General features: G+C 37.1%; 18 protein-coding genes. 5 read left to right on the forward strand and 13 right to left on the reverse strand.

Annotated features, from left to right (window positions below; translation table 11 throughout):
• Positions 1-31: 31 nt before the first annotated feature.
• Genes AC25Y1_RS11100 through AC25Y1_RS11120 form a run of 5 tightly spaced genes read right to left on the reverse strand, consistent with a single transcriptional unit; the run spans position 32 to position 5,750 of the window.
• Positions 32-1,594 (reverse strand): FAD-dependent oxidoreductase, encoded by a 1,563-nt coding sequence (locus tag AC25Y1_RS11100; RefSeq protein WP_488148049.1) that lies wholly within the window; start codon positions 1,592-1,594, stop codon positions 32-34.
• Positions 1,595-2,647: a Gfo/Idh/MocA family protein gene (locus AC25Y1_RS11105; protein WP_488148050.1), complete on the reverse strand. Its 1,053-nt coding sequence runs from the start codon at positions 2,645-2,647 to the stop codon at positions 1,595-1,597.
• Positions 2,648-2,664: 17 nt separating this feature from the next.
• On the reverse strand, positions 2,665-3,669 hold the full coding sequence (locus AC25Y1_RS11110) for a zinc-dependent alcohol dehydrogenase (protein ID WP_488148051.1): 1,005 nt from the start codon (positions 3,667-3,669) through the stop codon (positions 2,665-2,667).
• Between the two features lie 5 nt (positions 3,670-3,674).
• Positions 3,675-4,733 carry a dihydrodipicolinate synthase family protein gene (locus tag AC25Y1_RS11115; RefSeq protein WP_488148052.1) on the reverse strand — a complete coding sequence of 353 codons (1,059 nt, stop codon included), beginning with the start codon at positions 4,731-4,733 and terminating at the stop codon, positions 3,675-3,677.
• Positions 4,734-5,750: an NAD-dependent epimerase/dehydratase family protein gene (locus AC25Y1_RS11120; protein ID WP_488148053.1), complete on the reverse strand. Its 1,017-nt coding sequence runs from the start codon at positions 5,748-5,750 to the stop codon at positions 4,734-4,736.
• 146 nt (positions 5,751-5,896) lie between these two features.
• On the opposite strand from AC25Y1_RS11120, the gene AC25Y1_RS11125 reads away from it, so the two are divergent.
• Positions 5,897-7,255: a GTP cyclohydrolase IIa gene (locus tag AC25Y1_RS11125; protein ID WP_488148054.1), complete on the forward strand. Its 1,359-nt coding sequence runs from the start codon at positions 5,897-5,899 to the stop codon at positions 7,253-7,255.
• Between the two features lie 61 nt (positions 7,256-7,316).
• On the opposite strand, the gene AC25Y1_RS11130 is transcribed toward AC25Y1_RS11125, so the two are convergent.
• The 3 genes from AC25Y1_RS11130 to AC25Y1_RS11140 all read right to left on the reverse strand — a co-directional run bounded on the left by AC25Y1_RS11130 (position 7,317) and on the right by AC25Y1_RS11140 (position 10,434).
• Positions 7,317-8,120: a carbohydrate ABC transporter permease gene (locus AC25Y1_RS11130; protein ID WP_488148089.1), complete on the reverse strand. Its 804-nt coding sequence runs from the start codon at positions 8,118-8,120 to the stop codon at positions 7,317-7,319.
• A 36-nt stretch (positions 8,121-8,156) separates the two neighbouring features.
• On the reverse strand, positions 8,157-9,074 hold the full coding sequence (locus tag AC25Y1_RS11135) for a carbohydrate ABC transporter permease (protein WP_488148055.1): 918 nt from the start codon (positions 9,072-9,074) through the stop codon (positions 8,157-8,159).
• A gap of 91 nt (positions 9,075-9,165) precedes the next feature.
• Complete coding sequence (locus AC25Y1_RS11140; protein WP_488148056.1) at positions 9,166-10,434, reverse strand: sugar ABC transporter substrate-binding protein; 1,269 nt, start codon at positions 10,432-10,434, stop codon at positions 9,166-9,168.
• Between the two features lie 363 nt (positions 10,435-10,797).
• Here AC25Y1_RS11140 and AC25Y1_RS11145 point away from each other — a divergent pair, with 363 nt between their 5' ends.
• Complete coding sequence (locus tag AC25Y1_RS11145) at positions 10,798-11,418, forward strand: YesL family protein (protein ID WP_488148057.1); 621 nt, start codon at positions 10,798-10,800, stop codon at positions 11,416-11,418.
• A gap of 57 nt (positions 11,419-11,475) precedes the next feature.
• Here the strand turns inward: AC25Y1_RS11145 and AC25Y1_RS11150 are convergent, their stop codons facing one another.
• The 4 genes from AC25Y1_RS11150 to AC25Y1_RS11165 form a co-directional block, all read right to left on the reverse strand.
• Entirely contained in the window at positions 11,476-12,666 is a 1,191-nt protein-coding gene (locus AC25Y1_RS11150) for an acyl-CoA dehydrogenase family protein (RefSeq protein WP_488148058.1), read from the reverse strand.
• Positions 12,626-13,831 (reverse strand): CaiB/BaiF CoA transferase family protein, encoded by a 1,206-nt coding sequence (locus AC25Y1_RS11155; RefSeq protein WP_488148059.1) that lies wholly within the window; start codon positions 13,829-13,831, stop codon positions 12,626-12,628. The genes AC25Y1_RS11150 and AC25Y1_RS11155 overlap by 41 nt, the downstream gene beginning before the upstream one ends.
• Positions 13,832-14,094: 263 nt before the next feature.
• Entirely contained in the window at positions 14,095-14,409 is a 315-nt protein-coding gene (locus AC25Y1_RS11160; protein ID WP_488148060.1) for a DUF3870 domain-containing protein, read from the reverse strand.
• Between the two features lie 359 nt (positions 14,410-14,768).
• Positions 14,769-14,954 carry a hypothetical protein gene (locus tag AC25Y1_RS11165; RefSeq protein WP_488148061.1) on the reverse strand — a complete coding sequence of 62 codons (186 nt, stop codon included), beginning with the start codon at positions 14,952-14,954 and terminating at the stop codon, positions 14,769-14,771.
• 332 nt (positions 14,955-15,286) lie between these two features.
• Between AC25Y1_RS11165 and AC25Y1_RS11170 the strand changes: the two genes are divergently transcribed.
• The 3 genes from AC25Y1_RS11170 (at position 15,287) to sda (ending at position 17,226) form a co-directional block, all read left to right on the forward strand.
• Complete coding sequence (locus AC25Y1_RS11170; protein WP_488148062.1) at positions 15,287-16,582, forward strand: tetratricopeptide repeat protein; 1,296 nt, start codon at positions 15,287-15,289, stop codon at positions 16,580-16,582.
• Positions 16,582-16,725 (forward strand): hypothetical protein, encoded by a 144-nt coding sequence (locus AC25Y1_RS11175; protein ID WP_488148063.1) that lies wholly within the window; start codon positions 16,582-16,584, stop codon positions 16,723-16,725. The genes AC25Y1_RS11170 and AC25Y1_RS11175 overlap by 1 nt, the downstream gene beginning before the upstream one ends.
• A gap of 360 nt (positions 16,726-17,085) precedes the next feature.
• Positions 17,086-17,226, forward strand: coding sequence for a sporulation histidine kinase inhibitor Sda (sda, locus tag AC25Y1_RS11180; protein WP_488148064.1), 141 nt, complete (start codon positions 17,086-17,088; stop codon positions 17,224-17,226).
• A gap of 121 nt (positions 17,227-17,347) precedes the next feature.
• On the opposite strand, the gene AC25Y1_RS11185 is transcribed toward sda, so the two are convergent.
• Positions 17,348-19,885, reverse strand: a complete 2,538-nt coding sequence (locus AC25Y1_RS11185) for a sensor domain-containing protein (RefSeq protein ID WP_488148065.1) — start codon at positions 19,883-19,885, stop codon at positions 17,348-17,350.
• Positions 19,886-19,923: the final 38 nt, after the last annotated feature.

Here is a 19,923-nt window from a genome sequence, read left to right on the forward strand (position 1 = left end):
CCTCTCAAAGCTAGTTTCATATCTCAAAAATTCAATCTTGATAAAAGGAATCCGGCCACTCTAGTTCAAAACCATCTCCACGCAATTCTTCTTGAAAAGCAACTAACATTTCAGGATTTTCCCGAACTTCTTTTGGTGTTGCTTTTGTCCGTATGCAATAGGCAACGAGCAAACCACATGCTTCCCCAATATTCCATTCTGTCGGATGAAGTCTGTAACAACCGTTTGTAATATGTGTCGTCCCAATGTTTTTGCAACCTGCCAATAAATTATCGACATCCTTAGGGATTAACGCGCCTAATGGAATGTGATACGGCAATGCTTTAATATCTAAATAGGTTCTGCCCGACATACTCGGGTGCAAATCGATGCTATAAGAACCGATGCCGATTCTGTCTGTATAGAGCTTCCCTGTTTTCCCTTTGTTAAAATCAGGGGATACGTCCTGTTCCACGATTGTGTAATGCGCTTTTATCCGTCTGGACTCCCTTATATAAGGCGCTTTAGCCAACCCATCTTGCGTATTAAATAGATCTTTACGCAGTTTTAAGCCAGGATAACCCACTCCTCCATCCGGTCTCGGCGCTTCTGTTTGAAGCCAATACAGCAAAGATAAACTTAATTGTTTTGCTTTATATATATTTCCTTGTTTTTCTGTTTCAGAAACATCATAAATATTACCCAAAAAATAATCGTTCATCGGCCAATTCATCAAGCTAATTTCCCCAACATCGATAGCCAGATTAAAGTTTTTAGTATCGAATATACGTCTGTATTCCCATAGTGGAAAACCTACGTCTTCACGAAAAAGTGTATAGGTCCTTTTTTCCTTCGTAATTGGATGCGGTGCAAAAAAGCTTAAATACGCATCTGGCCAAATTGCTGGATGAAAATCTCTCCAAAATGAATACGTTTCGGGTTTTGGTATCGTGTGGTTCTCACCTTCTAGGTATTCCATTCCAAGCACAACTGTAAATGCTTGTATGTCTTCTGGATCCGCCACTTCTTCTGCATGTGGCTCATTTGTTTCCAGCGAAGACTCAGCTCCAGTGACATATGCAATCTCGGCCAATGGTAAAACGTCCCCAGCTTCAGTGGCATCAATGAAATAGGATGCCTGCACTGTATTCGTAATCCCTGTGAGTGTATGTTGATATGTTACTTCTTTCACGACTTGATTTTCTCGGTTAACAGCAATGGGAATCGTGTTTAACTCAATAATAAGCTGACCGCTTAATACGTAAGGAAGAAGCATTTCATTCAACACATGCACACTGACCCTTGGATCATGACAAATATTGCTCACCAAACCGTTTCCAGGATTAAAATCACTATTTTCATACTTAACATCCATCGTCCGCAAATAAGTATCTCGTACTTTCTGACGGTACGTTCTATATCTTTTTGTAGAACCAAACTCTTCAATCCACTGGTGCTCGTCGGGTGGAACACCTTGTGAGCTCACTTGCCCGCCGACCCAATCCGTTTCTTCTGTTAATATCACATGCATACCTGCGTGACATGCTGACAAAGCTGCAGCGACTCCACCTAAACCCCCACCAATGATTAAAAGATCTACTTGTCTTATCGTCATTTATAAATAAACTTCCTTCCCTGTTTTTGCTGATTCATAGACTGCATTTAACATTTTCATCACTTGCACGCCATCAGCAACTGGGGCTATTGTTTCTGTTCCTTCAATACAGCTATCAACAAAATGGTTAATTTCATTGGTGAAAGCGCCTTCAAAATCAAAACTTAAATTATCTATTTGTGGCTCAATATTTAATATGGTGTTATTTTTTTCAGTAACAATCGACAACTCTGGTTCAATCTCTGCTCCGCCACTTTCGCCAAACAGTTTTACATATAACTCATCTTGCTTCGTATGAAGAGTAAAACTAACATCAATATATAAGGATGCCCCATTTTCAAATCGGATCAATGCATTTGCCAAATCCTCGACATCGTTTAAACTTGGATTATAATCGGCTGCTTGATAGAATGATAGATTCTCAATATTGCTTCGATTTCCTAGTCGATTATATGTATTCCCACTGACGGAAACAGGCTTTGGCTTGCCCATCAAATACCAACTTATATCGATCATGTGAACGCCTAAATCAATAAGGGGACCCCCGCCTGATTTCGATTGATCACTGAACCAACCACCTGGATTACCAAGCCTTCGTAAGCAAGATGCTTTTGCATAATAGATTTCACCAAGATCTCCTTGATCGATAAACTGTTTTAAAATCTTCGTATTGTCGCCGTGCCTTCTGACAAAGCCAACCTGAAGAATTTTCCCGGATTTCTGAACCGCCTTTTCGACTGCGAGTGCTTCCTCAACAGTCATACTGAGTGGTTTTTCCACTAATACATGTTTCCCTGCTTCCAATGCGGCAATTGCAATTTGAGCATGTGTATTATTCCATGTACAAATGCTAATGGCATCAATTTCTTCATTCGCGAGTAACTCCTCATAATCCGTGTATAGATTTTCAATTTGATAGTGTGCCCCTACCGATGCTAATCTATCTGTATTTTGATCACATAATGCGATTAGCTGTGCTTTTTCATTATTTACATACGGCTTGATATGAAACTCAGAAATTGAACCGCCACCAATAACACCAACGTTCAACATGCATAAAACGCCCTTCCCTATTTTTTATAGGTAATAATTTTCGTTAACACATCTTTTTCACTGCTACTTAACGCATCGTAAGCAAAAGGAACTTTCTCAAGTTCAACTTCATTTTTCAAAAAGGGTTGTACATCAATTTTTTCAGTACTGAGTAAGCGAATATACTCTGCGACATTTCGTCCTTCAGTCCAACGCACATATCCATAAGGATAGTCAATGGCTTGTTTCTCATATATTGGATCATATCGTCCAGGTCCGCCGGCGCGCGAAATTAGAATTTGTGCTTCTTTCGAAAAAAGTTGACCGCGCGGAAAAACTGGTTCCACGTCTCCGACAATCACAACTTTCCCTTGTTTTCTAACCCACTCGAGACAGTAGTCAGTCAGTTCAGAACGTTTGCCGCCCGAACATAATAGGACAGCATCAGCACCGTGATTAGCTGTAGACTGTAAGAGTGCCTCTTCCATTTCAGCACGAGATGAAAATGCTCGAATTCCCTTATCTTCGTTAATCAGTTTTACTCGGTCTACTTGAATATCAAAAGCGATGACATTATAAGCAGCCGCATTCGCGATTTTGGCAATCATTTGGCCAAGTACCCCGAGTCCAACAATCACAATCGTCTCGCCAAACGCTAAGTTCGCAACTCGTAAAGCGTGAATGGCAATTGCACCTATTCCAGCTAATGAACCTTCTTTTAAATCGACATTGGACGGTACTTTTGCACATAAAGTTGTTGGAACTAAAAGTTTTTCACGGTGCCCCACATAAGGAGCTCCGTAGCAAGCGACACGATCCCCTGGCTGGAAGTCCTTTACATGATCACCGCACTCAACAACAACGCCGACTGCACTATAACCCAGTTCAAGGTCACGGCCTTCACTGAGTTCAATTAAACCGAGTTCTGTTCCTGGTGAAATTGCGGAATAACTCGTTTCAATTAGTACATAGGATGGTAAAATTACTGGGTCTGCTTGTTCAATTACTTGCACTTTTTTATCTCTCGCAATAACCGTTCTCACATCATCTACTCCTTATTAAACCATTTAGACAAGTTTTCTTTCACAAATGCATCGTCATTTAGATGAGGATATTCAGCATATACGCGGTCGATTTCCTGTGCTTGGTTTGGGCTAAGCTTTTCCCGCTCATGTAAACACCAATTACCTTGAAGAATTCCTTGTCTTGCTAACACTTCATTAATCCCGGCTATACTTCCTTTAAATTGGTTCTTCGGATCGAAGAATGCAGCGTTGGCATCAGTAATTTCTTGCCCAATTGTTAACAATTCAACTGGGATATTCCCGGTTGTTTTAGCTTTTTTGATTTCCTCAAAAATTTCAACTGTCTTTTTTGTCCAAACAGACCAATGCCCCAATAATCCGCCAACGATTTCTTTCTCCACGATTTTCCCATTTACGTTAAAACGATACGAGGTCAACAAATCTGCAACAATATTATCGTCATTGCCAGTATAAATAGCGATTTCTTTATTTCTTTCAGCGTTACAAACCGCACGCATCACATCAAGTGTCTGATATCGATTAAAAGGAGCGATTTTGATCCCGTGTACATTCGGTATATCTGCTAGTTCTTTCCAAAAATCATAAGAAAGGACACGCCCGCCTACAGCAGGTTGTAGATAAAACCCGATAACTGGAATAATCTCTGCAACCGCCTTCGTTCGTTCTAGCAATTCTTGTTCAGAAGCATCTCCGAGGCCCCCAGTACTGAGTAAAGCAAAGTCGTAGCCTATCGACTTAAGAAAATTAGCTTCTTTCACGGCTTGTGCTTTTGGACCGCTGATACCACCAATTTTTATAAATGAATCTGGAACTTCAGCTTTCTCTAGCTCTTCAATCGCAAGCGACAATACCTTTTCAAATAAATTAAACTCAGGGTCACGTATTTCAAACTGCGTTGTGTGAACCCCTACAGCCAATCCCCCCACGCCTGCATCTATGTAATATCGGGTTAAGGCACGTTGTCCAGCTTCATCAAACTGGCGATTTTCATCAAGTGCCAGCGGATGTGCTGGAATAACAGTTCCTTTATGTAACTCTTTAAGCGCAGCAGAATTCACCATTTAAAATTCTCCTTTCCGCTCTTGAAAATGTGTGGGCTTATCGTACATTTCACCATCATTTAATAGCCAAGTAGCGGTCATATCAATCATCTCCTGTAGAGATACGCTTGGATAACCAAAAAGTTTATGTGCTTTTGAAGCGTTATTCAATAATGCTGTTTCTTGTTCTTCCTGTTCAAACAAAGGTGTCTTACCAAAACGTTGACCAAATTCTTTTGCAAGCCAGCGAACCGAGATTGTTTCCGGCCCCGTCACATTTAATACTTTTGGCGGTGAATCACAATGTAAGAGAGATCGAACGGCATATTCATTGGCATCGCCTTGCCAAATGACGTTAACACTGCCCATTGTCAGATCAATTGGCCTTTCTTCAATGACATGCTTCGCAATTTCCAATAAAACACCATACCTCATATCAATCGCATAATTCAAACGGAATAATAACATCGGTGTTTGATTTGCATGAGAAAAGTTTGTGAGAACACGTTCTCTTCCCAAACAAGACTGTGCGTATTCGCCAAGTGGACTTGGCATTGTATCCTCTGAACAATTTCCGTTCACCACATTCGTCAAGGGATAAATATTACCAGATGAAAATGCAACGATTCGTGAGTTTTTAAACTTATCAGCAATTCTTCCTGGTAAATAGGCATTCATGGCCCAGGTGAAATGTTCGTTGCCAGAAGTACCAAACTTATTTCCAGCCATGAAAATCACATTTTTAACATCAGGCATTTCCTGCAGCTGTTCGTCATCTAGTAAATCAACAGCTATTGTAGAAATTCCAAAGTCCTCTAATTCTTCTTTTAAATTCCCGGAAGAAAAACGAGAAGCACCAATCACTTTTTTATCGAGCCCACTTTCATCAATGGCTCTTTTAGTCATTTTGGCTAAAGTCGGACCCATCTTGCCACCCACACCTAAGATTAAAATATCGCCATCTAACTTTTTAATATCATTGACTAACGCCTTTGATGGTTTAGTCATAAACTCTTCTAGCTCCACTAGTGTTTTCAATTCCATCACTCCTCAAATGTTTAGTAAACTGAATTTATACAATTGACTTATAACGTAATTCTAGTTAGACTCTTATTAAAAGACAAGTCCATAAAGAGTCTTTTAATAAGTGAATCTGATTATATTGAGGAAAAGGAGGAACTCCATTGCCAAAAAATCAATCGACGGCTGATAACTCAGACATCAATATTGGAATCATTACGCCCGAAGCACTTGTATCTCGGACAAGAGAAACGTTAAAAAACTTTCCAAATTTTAAACCGCTATTTCAAATCATTGATAACGTCACGGATATTCCAGCCATCACTTTAGCTCTGATGGATGACGTAGAGGTGTTACTATTCACAGATTACCATGCGTATAAAAAAGTGAAACACGCAATAAATTTCACCATTCCTGTCCATCATCTACCTTTGATGGGAACTGGGCTTTATCGATCATTATCAATTATTAAAAGTGGCCATAGTTTAAAATGTTTATCGATTGATACAGTTGAAGAAAAGTATGTTGAACAAATTCTATTAGAAATTGAAGAAGATGCTAACGAAATAATTCTTTACAATGGGGCATCAGAAATAGATAATCTTGATGATGTGATTGCGTTCCATTGCAATAACTATAAGACGAAAAATGCAATCACATTGACTGGTATTCAAACAGTTGCAAGCCGACTAACAGAACTTGGTATACCAAATGAATGGGTAACGCCCACCCAGCAAGATATGACTGTGTCGTTAGAGAGAGCATTGCTAGCAACTAATACGCGGAGAAATAAAGAATCACAAATCGTATTTGGACTGATCAATTTAGATAATTTCAAAGGCTTTTCAGAAAGATACGACACTGAATACGAGGTTCAACTACTAAAGCTAAGTATCCAACAAATGCTCCTCGACTATATAAAATCTCTAGATGGACATCTTATCAATCTAGGCGGCGAAGAATACTCATTCATTACAACCCGCGGAATATTTGAACGAGAGACAAGAGGATACAAATTCATACCCTTACTTCAGGAAATAAAAAATGAATTTGGCATCACCATTAGTCTTGGTGTTGGTTTTGGCCGAACCGCGGCTGAAGCTGGAAACCATGCCCGCCTTGCACTTCGTCAATCAAAAGAATTAGGTGGAAATGTTTGCTATATCGTTCGTGAAGATCAAAGCGTTCTAGGCCCAGTTGATATTACAACGCATAAGCAATATGAACAATATCAATTAGCCATTACAGACCCTTATCTTTTAGAAAAAGCACAAAAAGCAGGAATGTCAGCTGCTTACATGACCAAACTCATGGCACGCGTGTCACGCCAAAAGAAAGTTAACTACACTGCCCAGGAATTAGCATCTACGCTAAATGTTACAATTCGAAGCGCAAACCGAATTCTATTAAAATGGACTGACGCATCATTAGTAGAGATAATCGGTGAAGAAAAAGTTACCCATAAAGGAAGACCGCGTCGTATTTACCGACTAAGTTTTATAGAAGAAGAGCTTCTTCAATAACTTCAATAACGAAAAATGGCCGTATGAATTAACTTACGGCCTCGTTTTTATGTTTCTGATATTATTTCAATCCTGACATTTGTATTCCCTCTGTAAAGTATCTCTGGAAGAATAGGAATATGAGGAAAGTCGGGATAAAGGAAACAGTAGATCCAGCCATTTCAACCCCAAAATTCCCTTCTTTTCCGAGCATCGAAGCTAAACCAAGCGTTACTGGAAACATCTTTTCTTGTGTTAAATAGATTAATGGTTGGAATAAGTCATTCCAGTTTGAGATAAACGAAAAAGTTCCAACTGTTGCAACGACTGGGATTGAAAGTGGAAGGATAACTTTCATAAATATTTGAATATCATTTGCCCCATCGATATAAGCTGCTTCTTCTAAGTCATTTGGTATATTTTGAAGGAACTGTCGAACAAGAAAAACACCCATAATTCCCCACAACTCTGGGACGATTAATGCCCAATATGTATTTATCCAACCAAAATCAGAAAACATGATAAATTTCGGAATGATTAATAATTGTTGTGGAATCATGATCACTGCCATGAAAACCCAGAAAATTATTTCTCTACCAGGAAACTGTTTCTTTGCGAAAATATAGCCCAAAACAGCACAAAAAAGCATCTGACTAGCTACAGGAATGACCGTAATGATTACGGAGTTCATGATCCATCTGATAAATAGGCCATCTCTCATAATATATTGATAGTTTTTTATCGTTGGATCATCAGGTATCCAGAATAGTGGATCCAATTGTGCAAACTCTACTGCTTTAAAGGACCCCATAATCATGATTGTAAAAGGCAATAAGAAACAGAATCCTAATATAAATAATGCTGTGTATGTAATTATTTTCTTCAACATTTTAATCAGGCTCCTTTAGACAAGCATATACATTTAATAATGCTTAGATTCTTGGCCAAGAAATTTTCGCTGTATGAGCGAAACAACCAAGATAATCGCAAACAAAACATACGAAAGTACGGCCGCATAACTTAAATTCAAGCCCGTAAATCCTTGTTCATACAAGTAATAGACAATTGTTGTCGTTGCATAGTTTGGTCCTCCGCCCGTCAATAGATAAGCAGAATCAAAGATTTGGAAAGAACCTATTGTTGTCGTAATGGCAACATAAAAGTGAATTGGTTTTAATAATGGGAATGTTACTTTCCAAAATATCTCTATTGGTGAGGCACCGTCTATTCTTGCAGCCTCATACAATTGCTTGTCAATCGATTGCAGCCCTGCGAAATAATAAATCATTGTTGAACCAGCTACTTTAAAAATACTTAAGCCTGCTAAAACAGCTAATGCTTGACTAGAATTCGACAAAAACAACTGCGGTTCAATACCTATAAAACTAATGAGATAGTTAATCATTCCAGCTTCTGTTCCTCTAAAAAGCCATCCCCAAATCCCAGCAACAATTACAAAAGAAGTTACAACTGGGAGAAAAAAGATTCCTTTAAAGAAACGAGCAGTTTTAACACCTGAGTTGATGATTAAAGCTAAAATCAAACCAAGAGCCATTGTAGGAACAATATAATAAACAGAGAACACGACTGTATTCCATAATGCTTTCCAAGCTAATTTATCTGTTAAAAAATATTGCCAATGTTTTAATCCAACAAACTCGGGGTCACCAATTACTTTCCAGTCCATAAACGTTAAATAGAAGCTCAATAGAAACGGATAGATTTGAAAAACCATGAAATGGATAAGGATCGGGATTAAGAAGATATAAACAATTGCATTTCGGTTCCATTCCCGTTTTACTCTTTCCCCGAATGGCAATTTAGTTTTTTTGGAAGTCACTGCATTACTCAGTGTTAACACCCTCTCTTCTTAAGTTAATGTTAGAGAGCTTAATCATAAATCGATTAAACTCTCTATGTTCACCAACTAGTTAATTTTTCACCTTTGCTTCAATTGCTGCCGCAGCATCATCTGCCGCTTGTTGTGGCGTTTTCTTTCCTTCCAACATCGTTTGAAGCTCTGCTTGAATCATTGGCATAATTGTACGGCCTTCTGGGTGAATAACACCTGGAAGTGCATACTGCGTATAGCCTGCGAGCTGTTCAAGGTATTTGTTTTCTCCGAAAATATCTTTTGCAGATTCACGTGTCGGTATATATTGAGTGACTGTGTTAAATTTCTTCTGATTGTCTGAATCCGTGACAACTTTGATAAATTCCGCAGCAGCTGCCGGATTATCAGTGTTAATTGGTGCCACAAACATTCCAGTCGTTCCATAAGTCAATTGTTCTTTGTTCTTCATTGGCGCAGCAATAACAAAATCAAAGTTATCCATAGTCAGCATACGACTTACAGAAATCCCAGATCCTTGTACGGCCATCATTTGTCCACCGTCCCACAGCGCATCATGCTCCATTGCTGTGATTGAATCTTTTGGAATCCATTCATTTTCGTACATTTTATTGATAAATTCAAACGCTTCTACGCCAGCTTCATTATTAAGTAAAACTTCATTGTCTTCTGTAACGACATCGCCGCCTGCTTGCCATAAGAATGGATATAAAGTTCCATTCATAGATCCTCCGCCTTGGAAACTTGTCGCATAATAGCCTTTTTCTTTAGCTTTTGCAGCCCATTCTTCAAACTCATCCCAAGTTGTTGGTAAGTTTTCTGGATCCTCACCAATCTCTTTTACAATATCCACATTGTACATGTACGTGTAAGCCTCTTGTAAAATAGGAAGACCGTATAATTCATCTTTCCATGTTGTTGAAACAAGTGCTGTATCGACGAAATCTTCTAGATCAAATCCTTCTAAATATGGTTTCAAGCCTAGTAACATACCGGCATCCGCATATTGTGGCATTTGGTCAGGAATTACATAAAAGACGTCTGGACCGTTATTTGCCGCCAAAGCAGTTAATACTTTTTGGTCTCGGTTCGCCCAAGGTATTTGTTCAAAGTTTACTTTAACCCCTGTTGCATCTTCATACGATGCAATAATTTCGTCCCACATTTTCCCTTCAACTTCTTGATCTCCAGTGAAAGGATGTGCCCATACTGTAATTTCACCAGACAGCTCCCCATCTTCTCCAGATACTGGTTTTTTCTCACCATCTTTTTCATCACCTGAATCACTACATGCGACCAGAAGAACCCCTACTAAAAGAAACATGAATAAAAACTTTAAATTTTTCATTAACCTATCCCCTTTCAAAATGTGAAATTAATATTCAAAAACTTTTCTAGTATAAAGTCGAAGCAACAACACCCCTTTAGTTTTCATTCCCTTCTGTAAGCGTTATCATCTTATTCATTGAGACTGTTATAGCATCGAACTTGATGTTGATCACTATTCATACTAAAATCTGAAACAACTAAATTGTCCGATGACTAGTATTCAGATTACATTATTCAGCATCAAGAGACAAGTCTCTTAAGCGTCTTTAATTAATAGACATATCACCCATGTCGGACTCTTAGGAATTTTCTTCATAGGAATGGATTGCATTTTAGTAGGTTCATATCTTATAGTAAGTAGTTAAGTAGGGGGGAATTTCGTATGACATGGGAAAGTTTCAACAAATTCACAAATAAAATGATAGAGCTTATTTACATAAACTTGCTATGGATCCTATTCACCGTTCTAGGTCTTGTTGTTTTCGGTGTTTTTCCAGCAACTGTTGCAATGTTTACGATTATTCGTAAAAAAATGATTGAAGATGATAACAGCAAAATTTTCCAGACATTTTGGCATACCTATCGTGCAGAATTTATAAAAACGAATGGATTCGCCATTATTTTTTACATGGTCGCTTATTTTCTCTATTACGATTTGCTATTTTTGCAGATGAATGAAGGCAAACTTCAATTCTTATATCCAGTGCTCATTTTGATATTTCTTTCTGGATCCATGTGTTTATTATTTTTCTTTCCTGTATATGTACATTTCGAATTGAAGTTTTTCCAGTATTTCAAACAGTCATTTCTAATCGCACTAACATCTCCTATTGAAGTCATCGCAATGGCATTAAGCGGACTTGCTATTTACGTTGTGATTAGCATTTTCCCTGGAATGATTCCTTTGTTCCCAGGCAGTATTTACGCATTACTCTCGATTATGTTAAGCTTCAGAGCATTTACGCGCATTGCGAATCGAAAAACAGCTATGACCCAAGGATAATCAATCAAATTAAAAGAGTATGGAAGGATTATTCCCTCCATACTCTTTTTTTAGTAATTATTGCTCCCAAGCAGGTAGCATTTTATTTAACGTTTTATCTTCCCGGTATCCGAGTACATACTCCGCTTGCATAACTGTGTGAATTTCACGCGTACCTTCGTAAATCACTGGCGCTTTAGAATTTCGTAAATATCGTTCTACTGGATATTCATCAGAATAACCGTATGCCCCGTGAATTTGGACAGCATCATCTGCTGCTTGGTTAGCAAAATCACATGCCTGCCATTTTGCGAGTGACGTTTCTCTCGTGTTTCGTTTCCCTTCGTTTTTCAACACACCTGCGCGGTAGACTAGAAAACGACTCATCTGAAAGCCTGCTTCCATTTTTGCAATCATTTGCTGCACAAGCTGATGCTTTCCGATTTCTTTTCCGAAAGTTTTTCGATCATGACAATAGCTAATACTTGCTTCCATACATGCCATAATTTGTCCGACAGCCCCTGCTGCTACTGTAAACCTTCCATTATCCAGTGCTGCCATTGCGATTTTAAATCCTTCGCCTTCTTCGCCAAGTAGGTTTTCTTTCGGAACTTTCACATCTTCAAAGAATAACTCGCCTGTATTGCCCGCACGAATTCCTAACTTCCCTTTCGTTGCGACTGAAGAGAATCCTTCCCATGTACGCTCTACAATGAATGCAGATATGCCTTTATGCTTTTCAGACCGGTCGCCTGTGTAAGCAAAAACGAGGAAATGATCGGCTATGTCACAAAGCGAAATCCATGTTTTTTGGCCATTTAATATATAATGATCTCCGTCTTTCACAGCAGTTGTTTGAAGTGCAGCAACATCAGATCCAGCCGCGGGTTCTGTTAATCCAAAAGCGCCCATCTTTTCACCTTTTGCCTGCGGGATTAAATACTTTTGTTTCTGCTCCTCATTTCCCCATTGCAATAACGTCAAGCTGTTTAAACCGATATGAACAGAAACAGCTGTCCGAAATGCAGTATCGCCTCTTTCCAATTCCTCACAAACAATTGCTAATGAGTTATAATCCATTCCACTACCGCCGTATTTTTCAGGAACACATACACCCATTAAACCTAAATTCGCCAGTTTCGTATAAATTGCTGGATCAGATTTCCCCGCACGGTCCCATTGACCAATATGCGGCATAATTTCTTTGTCTACAAAATTTCTGACCGTACTACGTAACATTTCCTGTTCTTCTGTAAATGAAAAATTCATCTCTTACTTCTCCCCTTTTTTTTTGTTTTAATTGGTTCATAATTTCTGTTTGATGTTCCCCAGGATTTGGGGGGTGATACTCATAAGTGATAGGTGTTCTTGAAAGCTTTAATGGACTACCTATCATTTTTATTGGCCCTGCTGTCGGGTGATTTTTTGTTATGAACATATTCCGGGATTGAAGTTGTTTATCATGGATGACTTCTTTTAAATTTTGAATTGGACCACATGGAATATTATTTTCTCGACATTTCTCTTGCCAATAGATTGACGACTTACCAATAAAAATATGTTCAAGAATCGGGACTAATTCATCTCGATGCTGAACTCTTTTGGGATTGGTTAGAAAACGCTCATCTCGTGCGATTTCAGGGTTTTCTAGAACCAAACATAACGCTTTAAATTGAGTATCATTTCCCACCGCAATAACCATTTCACCATCGGCAGTCTTAAAACTCTGATACGGAACAATATTCGCATGATGATTACCAAGCCTTGTAGGTATTTCTCCAGACATCAAATAATTACTACCGATATTAACAAGTGCACTAACAGCACTGTCGTATAACGAGATATCCAATTTTTGTCCGAGACCCGATTGAACTCTTTCTATCAAAGCCGCTTGGATTCCAATACAAGCATATAATCCTGTTAAAACATCCGTAATGGCTACCCCAGTCTTTTGAGGCCCAGATTCTTCAGTCCCTGTAAGACTCATAAGTCCACTCATTGCCTGGATGATTAAATCATATCCAGGTACATCTTTCTCAGGACCTGTTTCACCGAATCCAGTAATGGAACAAAAAACGAGTTCTGGATTAATTTCTTTAAGTGTGTCATACCCCAATCCAAAGCGTTCCATCGTTCCAGTTTTAAAATTATGAACGATGACATCACTCGTAAGTACAAGTTCTTTAATGATATTAACGCCTTCCTCAGATTTCAAATCTACAGTAATGGATTTCTTATTGCGATTTGCGGTTAAATAATATGCACTCACGCCATTATTAAATGGAGGCCCCCATTTCCGAGTATCATCACTACCATCAGGACCTTCTACTTTGATAACTTCTGCACCAAGGTCACCTAAAACCATCGTACAAAATGGTCCTGCCAGTACTCGCGATAGGTCTAATACGGTAAATCCTTTTAAAGCCCCTCCCAATTCATCCGCCCCGTTTCTCCATAAGAAAAAGCCAATTCAAAGAGACTACAGATCGCTGTTAGTCAAATTGAACTGGCTTATATCTGCGCCGATAAGACCGAAAAGGCAATACCAACAGACTAGGCAGTTATGGCTTATTCATCATTTTTTTCATAATCATGTGGGATGAACGATGTGAAAACGTTTCGACATGACTTATAACTCTTATTCTAGTCCATCAATGTAAACTTGTAAACCATAAAGTTGGACAGTTTTAAATAATCTTACTTCGCATCATTATACGCCTCATACTGTTTATATAGATCTTTTAATGCTGAAATAATTGCATTTCCCGCTTTCCCTAAGTAATGGCACTTGACAACTTCAATTGGTTTATCAATGCCATCTTGCAAGCTATGCCCTTTAAGAAGTTGGTGTACAAAGTCTTGACCATGAACGGTCGCCAATGTACAACTTGCCATGATAATCACACCATATTTTTTATCAATTTCCGCTGTAATCGTTAATGTTTCATACATACTTTGTGCTGCCATACCCGATGGCAATCTCGCATGTCCTGCAATAAAAACCGTATTCATTAGTAGGTCAATTCCTTTCTTTCTTCTATTACCATACTAACATGTCACGCCATAAGGATTCAGTTTATTTAATTAATCATATAAAAAATCCATTGAGAAGTTATCTCTCAATGGATGTCCGTTGATTTAGCTATTATAATAACTCAAGTTCTCGAATCTTATTCTTGTGATATTCAATTTCCACTTTAATCTTCTCTTTCATTTTACTGTCCAAACAATCTTGGAAACTGGTGATGTGAATATTGTATTTAAAGATGTGCCAATGGAGGACTAACTTCTTATACATATAATTCTGCCACCCTTTCCAAGTTTGATGGTTTGTCGTAAAAACAAGTGGGTTCTTATGAGATTAGGCTTTGTTAAACTACAGAGGATTTAATTCGATCATTTTCGAACACATCAGGCAGATCATGATAGTCGACCGTGGTTAAATATCCTTCAGACTTCATTTTTGTCACAAACATTAATAACTCATGTTTCATTTTATGCAATTCAATGCTACTTGACTCATAAGCATTAGAATAGCTTGTCTGATTCATCGCCATAAGTTTACCTCCTTTGAATTAATGATATAATATGATTAAGGTATGTAATTATCTTGAATTTATCCCTAACTTTAGCATCATCACGGCGAACAGTATCTCGTCTCACTAACTCATCAATCGAAACTTGTTCTATTCTGCGCATGTCAATTCCCCTTTTCTATTGCTATACTAAAGATACCACGTGGCACTAGTGGTTTAAACATATTCAAGTTGGGACATTTTTTATTAAACAATGTGTTTTTTAGCTATATTCATAAAAAGTTTCTTAATTCAAAATTCACATGACATTTTAGTGATTATGTACTATACTAATTAGAAAGAGGGGATCCTCTATGAAAGTTGGCCATTTAATTAGGGCTGAAAGAATTAGACAAAAAATGAAACAAGTTGTTTTGGCACGGGGAATCTGTACCCCTTCTTATTTATCTAAGATAGAGCGAAACCAAATCGTGCCAAGTGAAGACATCGCTATTCTCTTATTCAACAAATTGAATATGGATGTATCTAATATTCAAGAAAATGATTATCAATCTGAAGCAGAATTTGAATACTATATTAGAGATATCTATAAAAAAGTTCTTACTATAAGAGATGATACATTCACCAAACAAAAATTAGCAGAATTAGAATCTCAAAGTCCTTTATTCGAAAATGATTCCCTTCAATATTCTTATTTACTAATCTTACTTCGATTAAGGCTCACTCTAGGAATTGATTTGGAACTTAGATTTAAGGAAATTAATAATTTATCGAAACTAAGCATAAACTTTAATTTAAGACACAAATATTTATTTCACGTCATTAATGCAATTTATTATTATTCAGTAAAAAATAGAAGGTTAGCAATTGAACACCTTGAAATAGTGTTGCATACTATTGATGATATTTCTTTAGAAGCTTGGGAGAAAGCCGAACTCAATTATTTAATTGGGCTAATATATACTGCAGATAATCGAATATTTATTGCAATTGAATTTATAAAAACAGCACTGGAATACTTCAGAGAAAACTTTTTAATGAAACGTGTTTTAGAGTGCTACGTTCTAATCGGCGTAACTCAGAAAAGAAGCGAACAATATGAGGAAGCATTTGAATCATATTATAAAGCAAAGCAGTTATGTGATGAATTTGACTTAGATAGCGAAAAAGGACTAGTATACCATAATTTAGGCTCATTATATGGTACGATGGGAAAAAATGATGAAGCCATTAAATTTCTTTTAAAAAGTATTAATTCTAAAAAGGATCCCAGAAAACAGTTAATTTCTATATTAGGTATAATTGTTGAGTATTCTAAAGTATCTGATAAAATATCAGTAAATAAGTGGTGTGATAAAGGACTTTCACTTTATTGTCAACTAGAAGATATAAGCTTCATATCTTATTATCACCATTTTAATTTTTTTAAATCACTTCATAGTGAATTCGGTTTATCAGAAGATATTGCTGAAGAAGCAATTGAACATTTCAAAAATATTCAAGACTATCAATATATCAACAAGTATAGTATTGCGCTAGCTGAATGGTATTTTAAAAACAGGAAATATAAACTATCATCTATGCTTTATAATGAAGCTAATAGATATGGTTATATTTATAGAAAAAATCAGAAATGGGAGGATTTATAATGAAAAAAGTCTTATCTATTCTATTTATTTTAACAATTTTCGCTGTATCTACAAATGCAGTTAATACATCAGCCAATTACGATGAAATGCCAGGTCTAAAAGCTGCAAATGCACCAATTCACGAAATTAGTCAACTGAAATAATAACCACATAAAAAAACGACTCTTCGTAGAGTCGTTTTTTTATGTCTTTTTTTATGGCGTTAAACAAGATTTACTGAAATAGAACCGAAATATCGCAGTAAATAATTTTATTTTCCGACAAATACCCACTATTTTTAACAGTTGTGGATAAGGTTGATAACATTCTACCAATACAGACTATTGACTTTGTAGGCATTTTGAACAGCTCATCCACAGGATATCCCCCACTCTCTGTGGATAAAAGAACGATTGTTCTTATTATTCAATTCTGTTAGATTATAAGATAGATAGATGATCCCTCACTAATATATGTACCGAGCGTACAAAATAGTACTATTAAAACTTGGAGGTGTATTTGAAATGAGTAAACTAACCGATCATTTCTTGATTGAGTCCTACTTTAAAGCCCTTGAATTAAAATTGAGTGCTGATTTTATTCAACTGCTAGAACGTGAAATCCAACGTCGCACATCTATGAATCTACTTAAGCTTACTTCATAATATCCCACACGCCCTATACAGGGCTTTTTCTTTTGGGCTCAACTATTACTCACTCTTGGATTCGAAATAAACTGCTTCCTATTTAAAGCCATCCTTCCTCGCGTCATCAAGTTGGCGTGATTTATTGCCTAAAATACTCCAGCGGGTTTTCAACGATAAATGAATGTCCGGTTAATAGCGGATCTTTATTTAGTTCTAGATAGAGCATATCAAGTTGTTTGATTAACCTATCTTGATTTGCCTCATCAATGATCAATGAAATATCGTAGCGGTAAATACTTTTATGTTCTGAGCCACAAGTTATCTTGCCCAAGAGTGTAAATCTTTCATTCATAATTTCAAGTTGAAATTTCAGCACCATCTCTGTGCCAATCGGAAGTTTAATATTATACAAAAAACATAATCGACCTGGTTCAAGGTTCTCCAATAATACTTTCCTGTTCCCCAAATAAACTTTTCGACCATTTAGCTCAGTGATTGTCATGCTCGCTTCTAAAGGATACTTAAATTCTAGTTTGAAGTTCTTGCCTCGTTCACTATCTCGGTTCTCCTGCTGAATAACGCTAAGCAGTTGTCCGTTCAATTTTTTTAGTAATACTTCTGCAGGGACTGGTTTACTGTACAAATAGCCTTGAATCCAGTCACATTGTAAGTCAGCTACAAATTTTTCTTGTTCAATTGTTTCAACACCTTCGGCAACAACTTTTATGGAAAGTCGATGGGCTAATTGAATAATCGTCGTAACGACTTCTCTGCTCACAAGCTCACCCGGTATGCCTCTAATCAATGAACTATCCAATTTCAAGACAGATGGTTTAATCTTGATAAGCTTATTGAACGATGCATAACCTGTACCGAAATCATCAAGTGCTATATGCAAACCTAGCTTTCGAAGTTGGTTTAGCTTAGAAAACATCTTCTCTTCTTGTTCAATCGTTGTACTTTCTGTAATTTCGATCATCAACCATTTCGAGTCAATGCCGTTTTCTTCTAAAATTAATTGAATCATACTGACCAAATCTGGTTGTAAAAATTGAACGATTGACAAATTTACTGAAGCTTTTATCGGATAGCCTGCAGCATGCCAGGCACTGACATCTCGACAAACAGTTTGTAGCACCCATTCACCAATATCAATAATGACGCCCGACTCCTCGGCAAATGGTATGAATTCGTTTGGTGGGACAAGCCCCCAATTTGGATGATTCCAGCGTAGAAGTGCTTCCACACTCTCTATCTCTTTTGTGATAACGTTGATGATTGGTTGGTAATGAATGATAAATTGATTGTGCTTAAGTGCATCTTGAAGCTCACTCCTTAAAGAAAAAACTTTATATGTACTTAAATTTGCAGTTGGAGAAAAAACTTGATAATTACTCTCACGTGACTTCTTCGCTAGATATAGAGCTGAACTAGCATTTTTCATGAGCACCGATGAATCCACTCCAGATTCCGGAAAAATACTAATGCCCATCCGTATTGTGATCATTAGATTAAAACTACTTATATTAAGTGAGTGCTCAAATAACTGTAAAATTTCATTTGCTATTTCTTGAACCTCTTCAATTTCAAAAATCTCTTCTGTTAATAGGGCAAAATCATCATCATTGATTCTAGCTAGCAGCGTAATCGAAGAGCCTAATCTATTGTTAATCTTACCAGCCATCTTAACTAGTAGTTGATTAGCAATGTCTCGACCTATTAAATCAATTAGAAATCTATATCCATCTAAATTTAGATGAATAATCGCGTATTTTCGATTCATAGATTTGTTTTCCTGAATGAGTTCATCTAATCTTTTTTCAAATGTCCTTAAATTGGGTAATCCTGTTTGATCATCATGGTAAGCCATTCTTTGAATTTCAAGTTGTTGTTGTCTAATTTCAGTGGTATCGAGAAGATTACAAACTACGCCTTTTACACTAGGCTCATTAAGAAGATTCGTACAGATCACGTCAAAATTCCGCCATTCACCATGTTTGTGTTGGATTCTTAACCCGACTGTAAATGGTGTATTGGGTCTATCAATAATCTCCCGAAGCTTATCATTATATATTTTTAAATCCTCAGGATGAATAAATTCTATAAATTTCTTACTAGAAATCTCCTCCACTTTGTAACCAAGTTTTTCTTCAATTGAGGGGTTTTCAATCGTGATGATTCCGTTTTTGTCAATGACGCCTATAATTTCATGTGCATGATGAATTAAAGAATTTACTTTCTTATCTTTTTCTTCGATAAAGTTTCTGAGTTCGACTTTTTCATTGATATTACTAGTTAATGCATAAAAACCGATAATCTCATTGCCTTCATATTTTATCGGCACAAGAGAAATGTCAATATTCATCAGACGACCATCACGATTGACGATTCTTGCTTCGAAATATTGAGGCTCATTCTTTAACGCTTTCATACGGTACTCCCGTGCTTTTTCAACATCTTCTTTATATAAAACTTCGCTATACTTTTTCCCAACAAGATGCTCATATTCTATACCAAATAACTGGTCATACTTCCCTCTAATTTTTACGATCAATCCTTCAAAATCAAACACGAATAACAGAATATCTGGAGAAGTCTCATAGACTTCTGGATAGGAATATTTTTCATGCTTTAAATAATTCTCAAGTTTTTTTCTATGATTTAATGGAAGTAACATTTGACAACTCGACCTCCTGTTGGGAATTTTGCGGTGGA

The sequence above is a fragment of the Sporosarcina sp. Y1009 genome, assembly GCF_057669865.1.

Coding starts and splice junctions, on each gene's coding strand:
- AC25Y1_RS11185 (WP_488148065.1), bottom strand. CDS start 19,885: ATGTTACTTCCATTAAATCATAGAAAAAAACTTGAGAATTATTTAAAG.
- AC25Y1_RS11165 (WP_488148061.1), bottom strand. CDS start 14,954: ATGGCGATGAATCAGACAAGCTATTCTAATGCTTATGAGTCAAGTAGC.
- AC25Y1_RS11170 (WP_488148062.1), top strand. CDS start 15,287: ATGAAAGTTGGCCATTTAATTAGGGCTGAAAGAATTAGACAAAAAATG.
- AC25Y1_RS11105 (WP_488148050.1), bottom strand. CDS start 2,647: ATGTTGAACGTTGGTGTTATTGGTGGCGGTTCAATTTCTGAGTTTCAT.
- sda (WP_488148064.1), top strand. CDS start 17,086: ATGAGTAAACTAACCGATCATTTCTTGATTGAGTCCTACTTTAAAGCC.
- AC25Y1_RS11115 (WP_488148052.1), bottom strand. CDS start 4,733: ATGGTGAATTCTGCTGCGCTTAAAGAGTTACATAAAGGAACTGTTATT.
- AC25Y1_RS11145 (WP_488148057.1), top strand. CDS start 10,798: ATGACATGGGAAAGTTTCAACAAATTCACAAATAAAATGATAGAGCTT.
- AC25Y1_RS11140 (WP_488148056.1), bottom strand. CDS start 10,434: ATGAAAAATTTAAAGTTTTTATTCATGTTTCTTTTAGTAGGGGTTCTT.
- AC25Y1_RS11160 (WP_488148060.1), bottom strand. CDS start 14,409: ATGAATACGGTTTTTATTGCAGGACATGCGAGATTGCCATCGGGTATG.
- AC25Y1_RS11175 (WP_488148063.1), top strand. CDS start 16,582: ATGAAAAAAGTCTTATCTATTCTATTTATTTTAACAATTTTCGCTGTA.
- AC25Y1_RS11150 (WP_488148058.1), bottom strand. CDS start 12,666: ATGAATTTTTCATTTACAGAAGAACAGGAAATGTTACGTAGTACGGTC.
- AC25Y1_RS11100 (WP_488148049.1), bottom strand. CDS start 1,594: ATGACGATAAGACAAGTAGATCTTTTAATCATTGGTGGGGGTTTAGGT.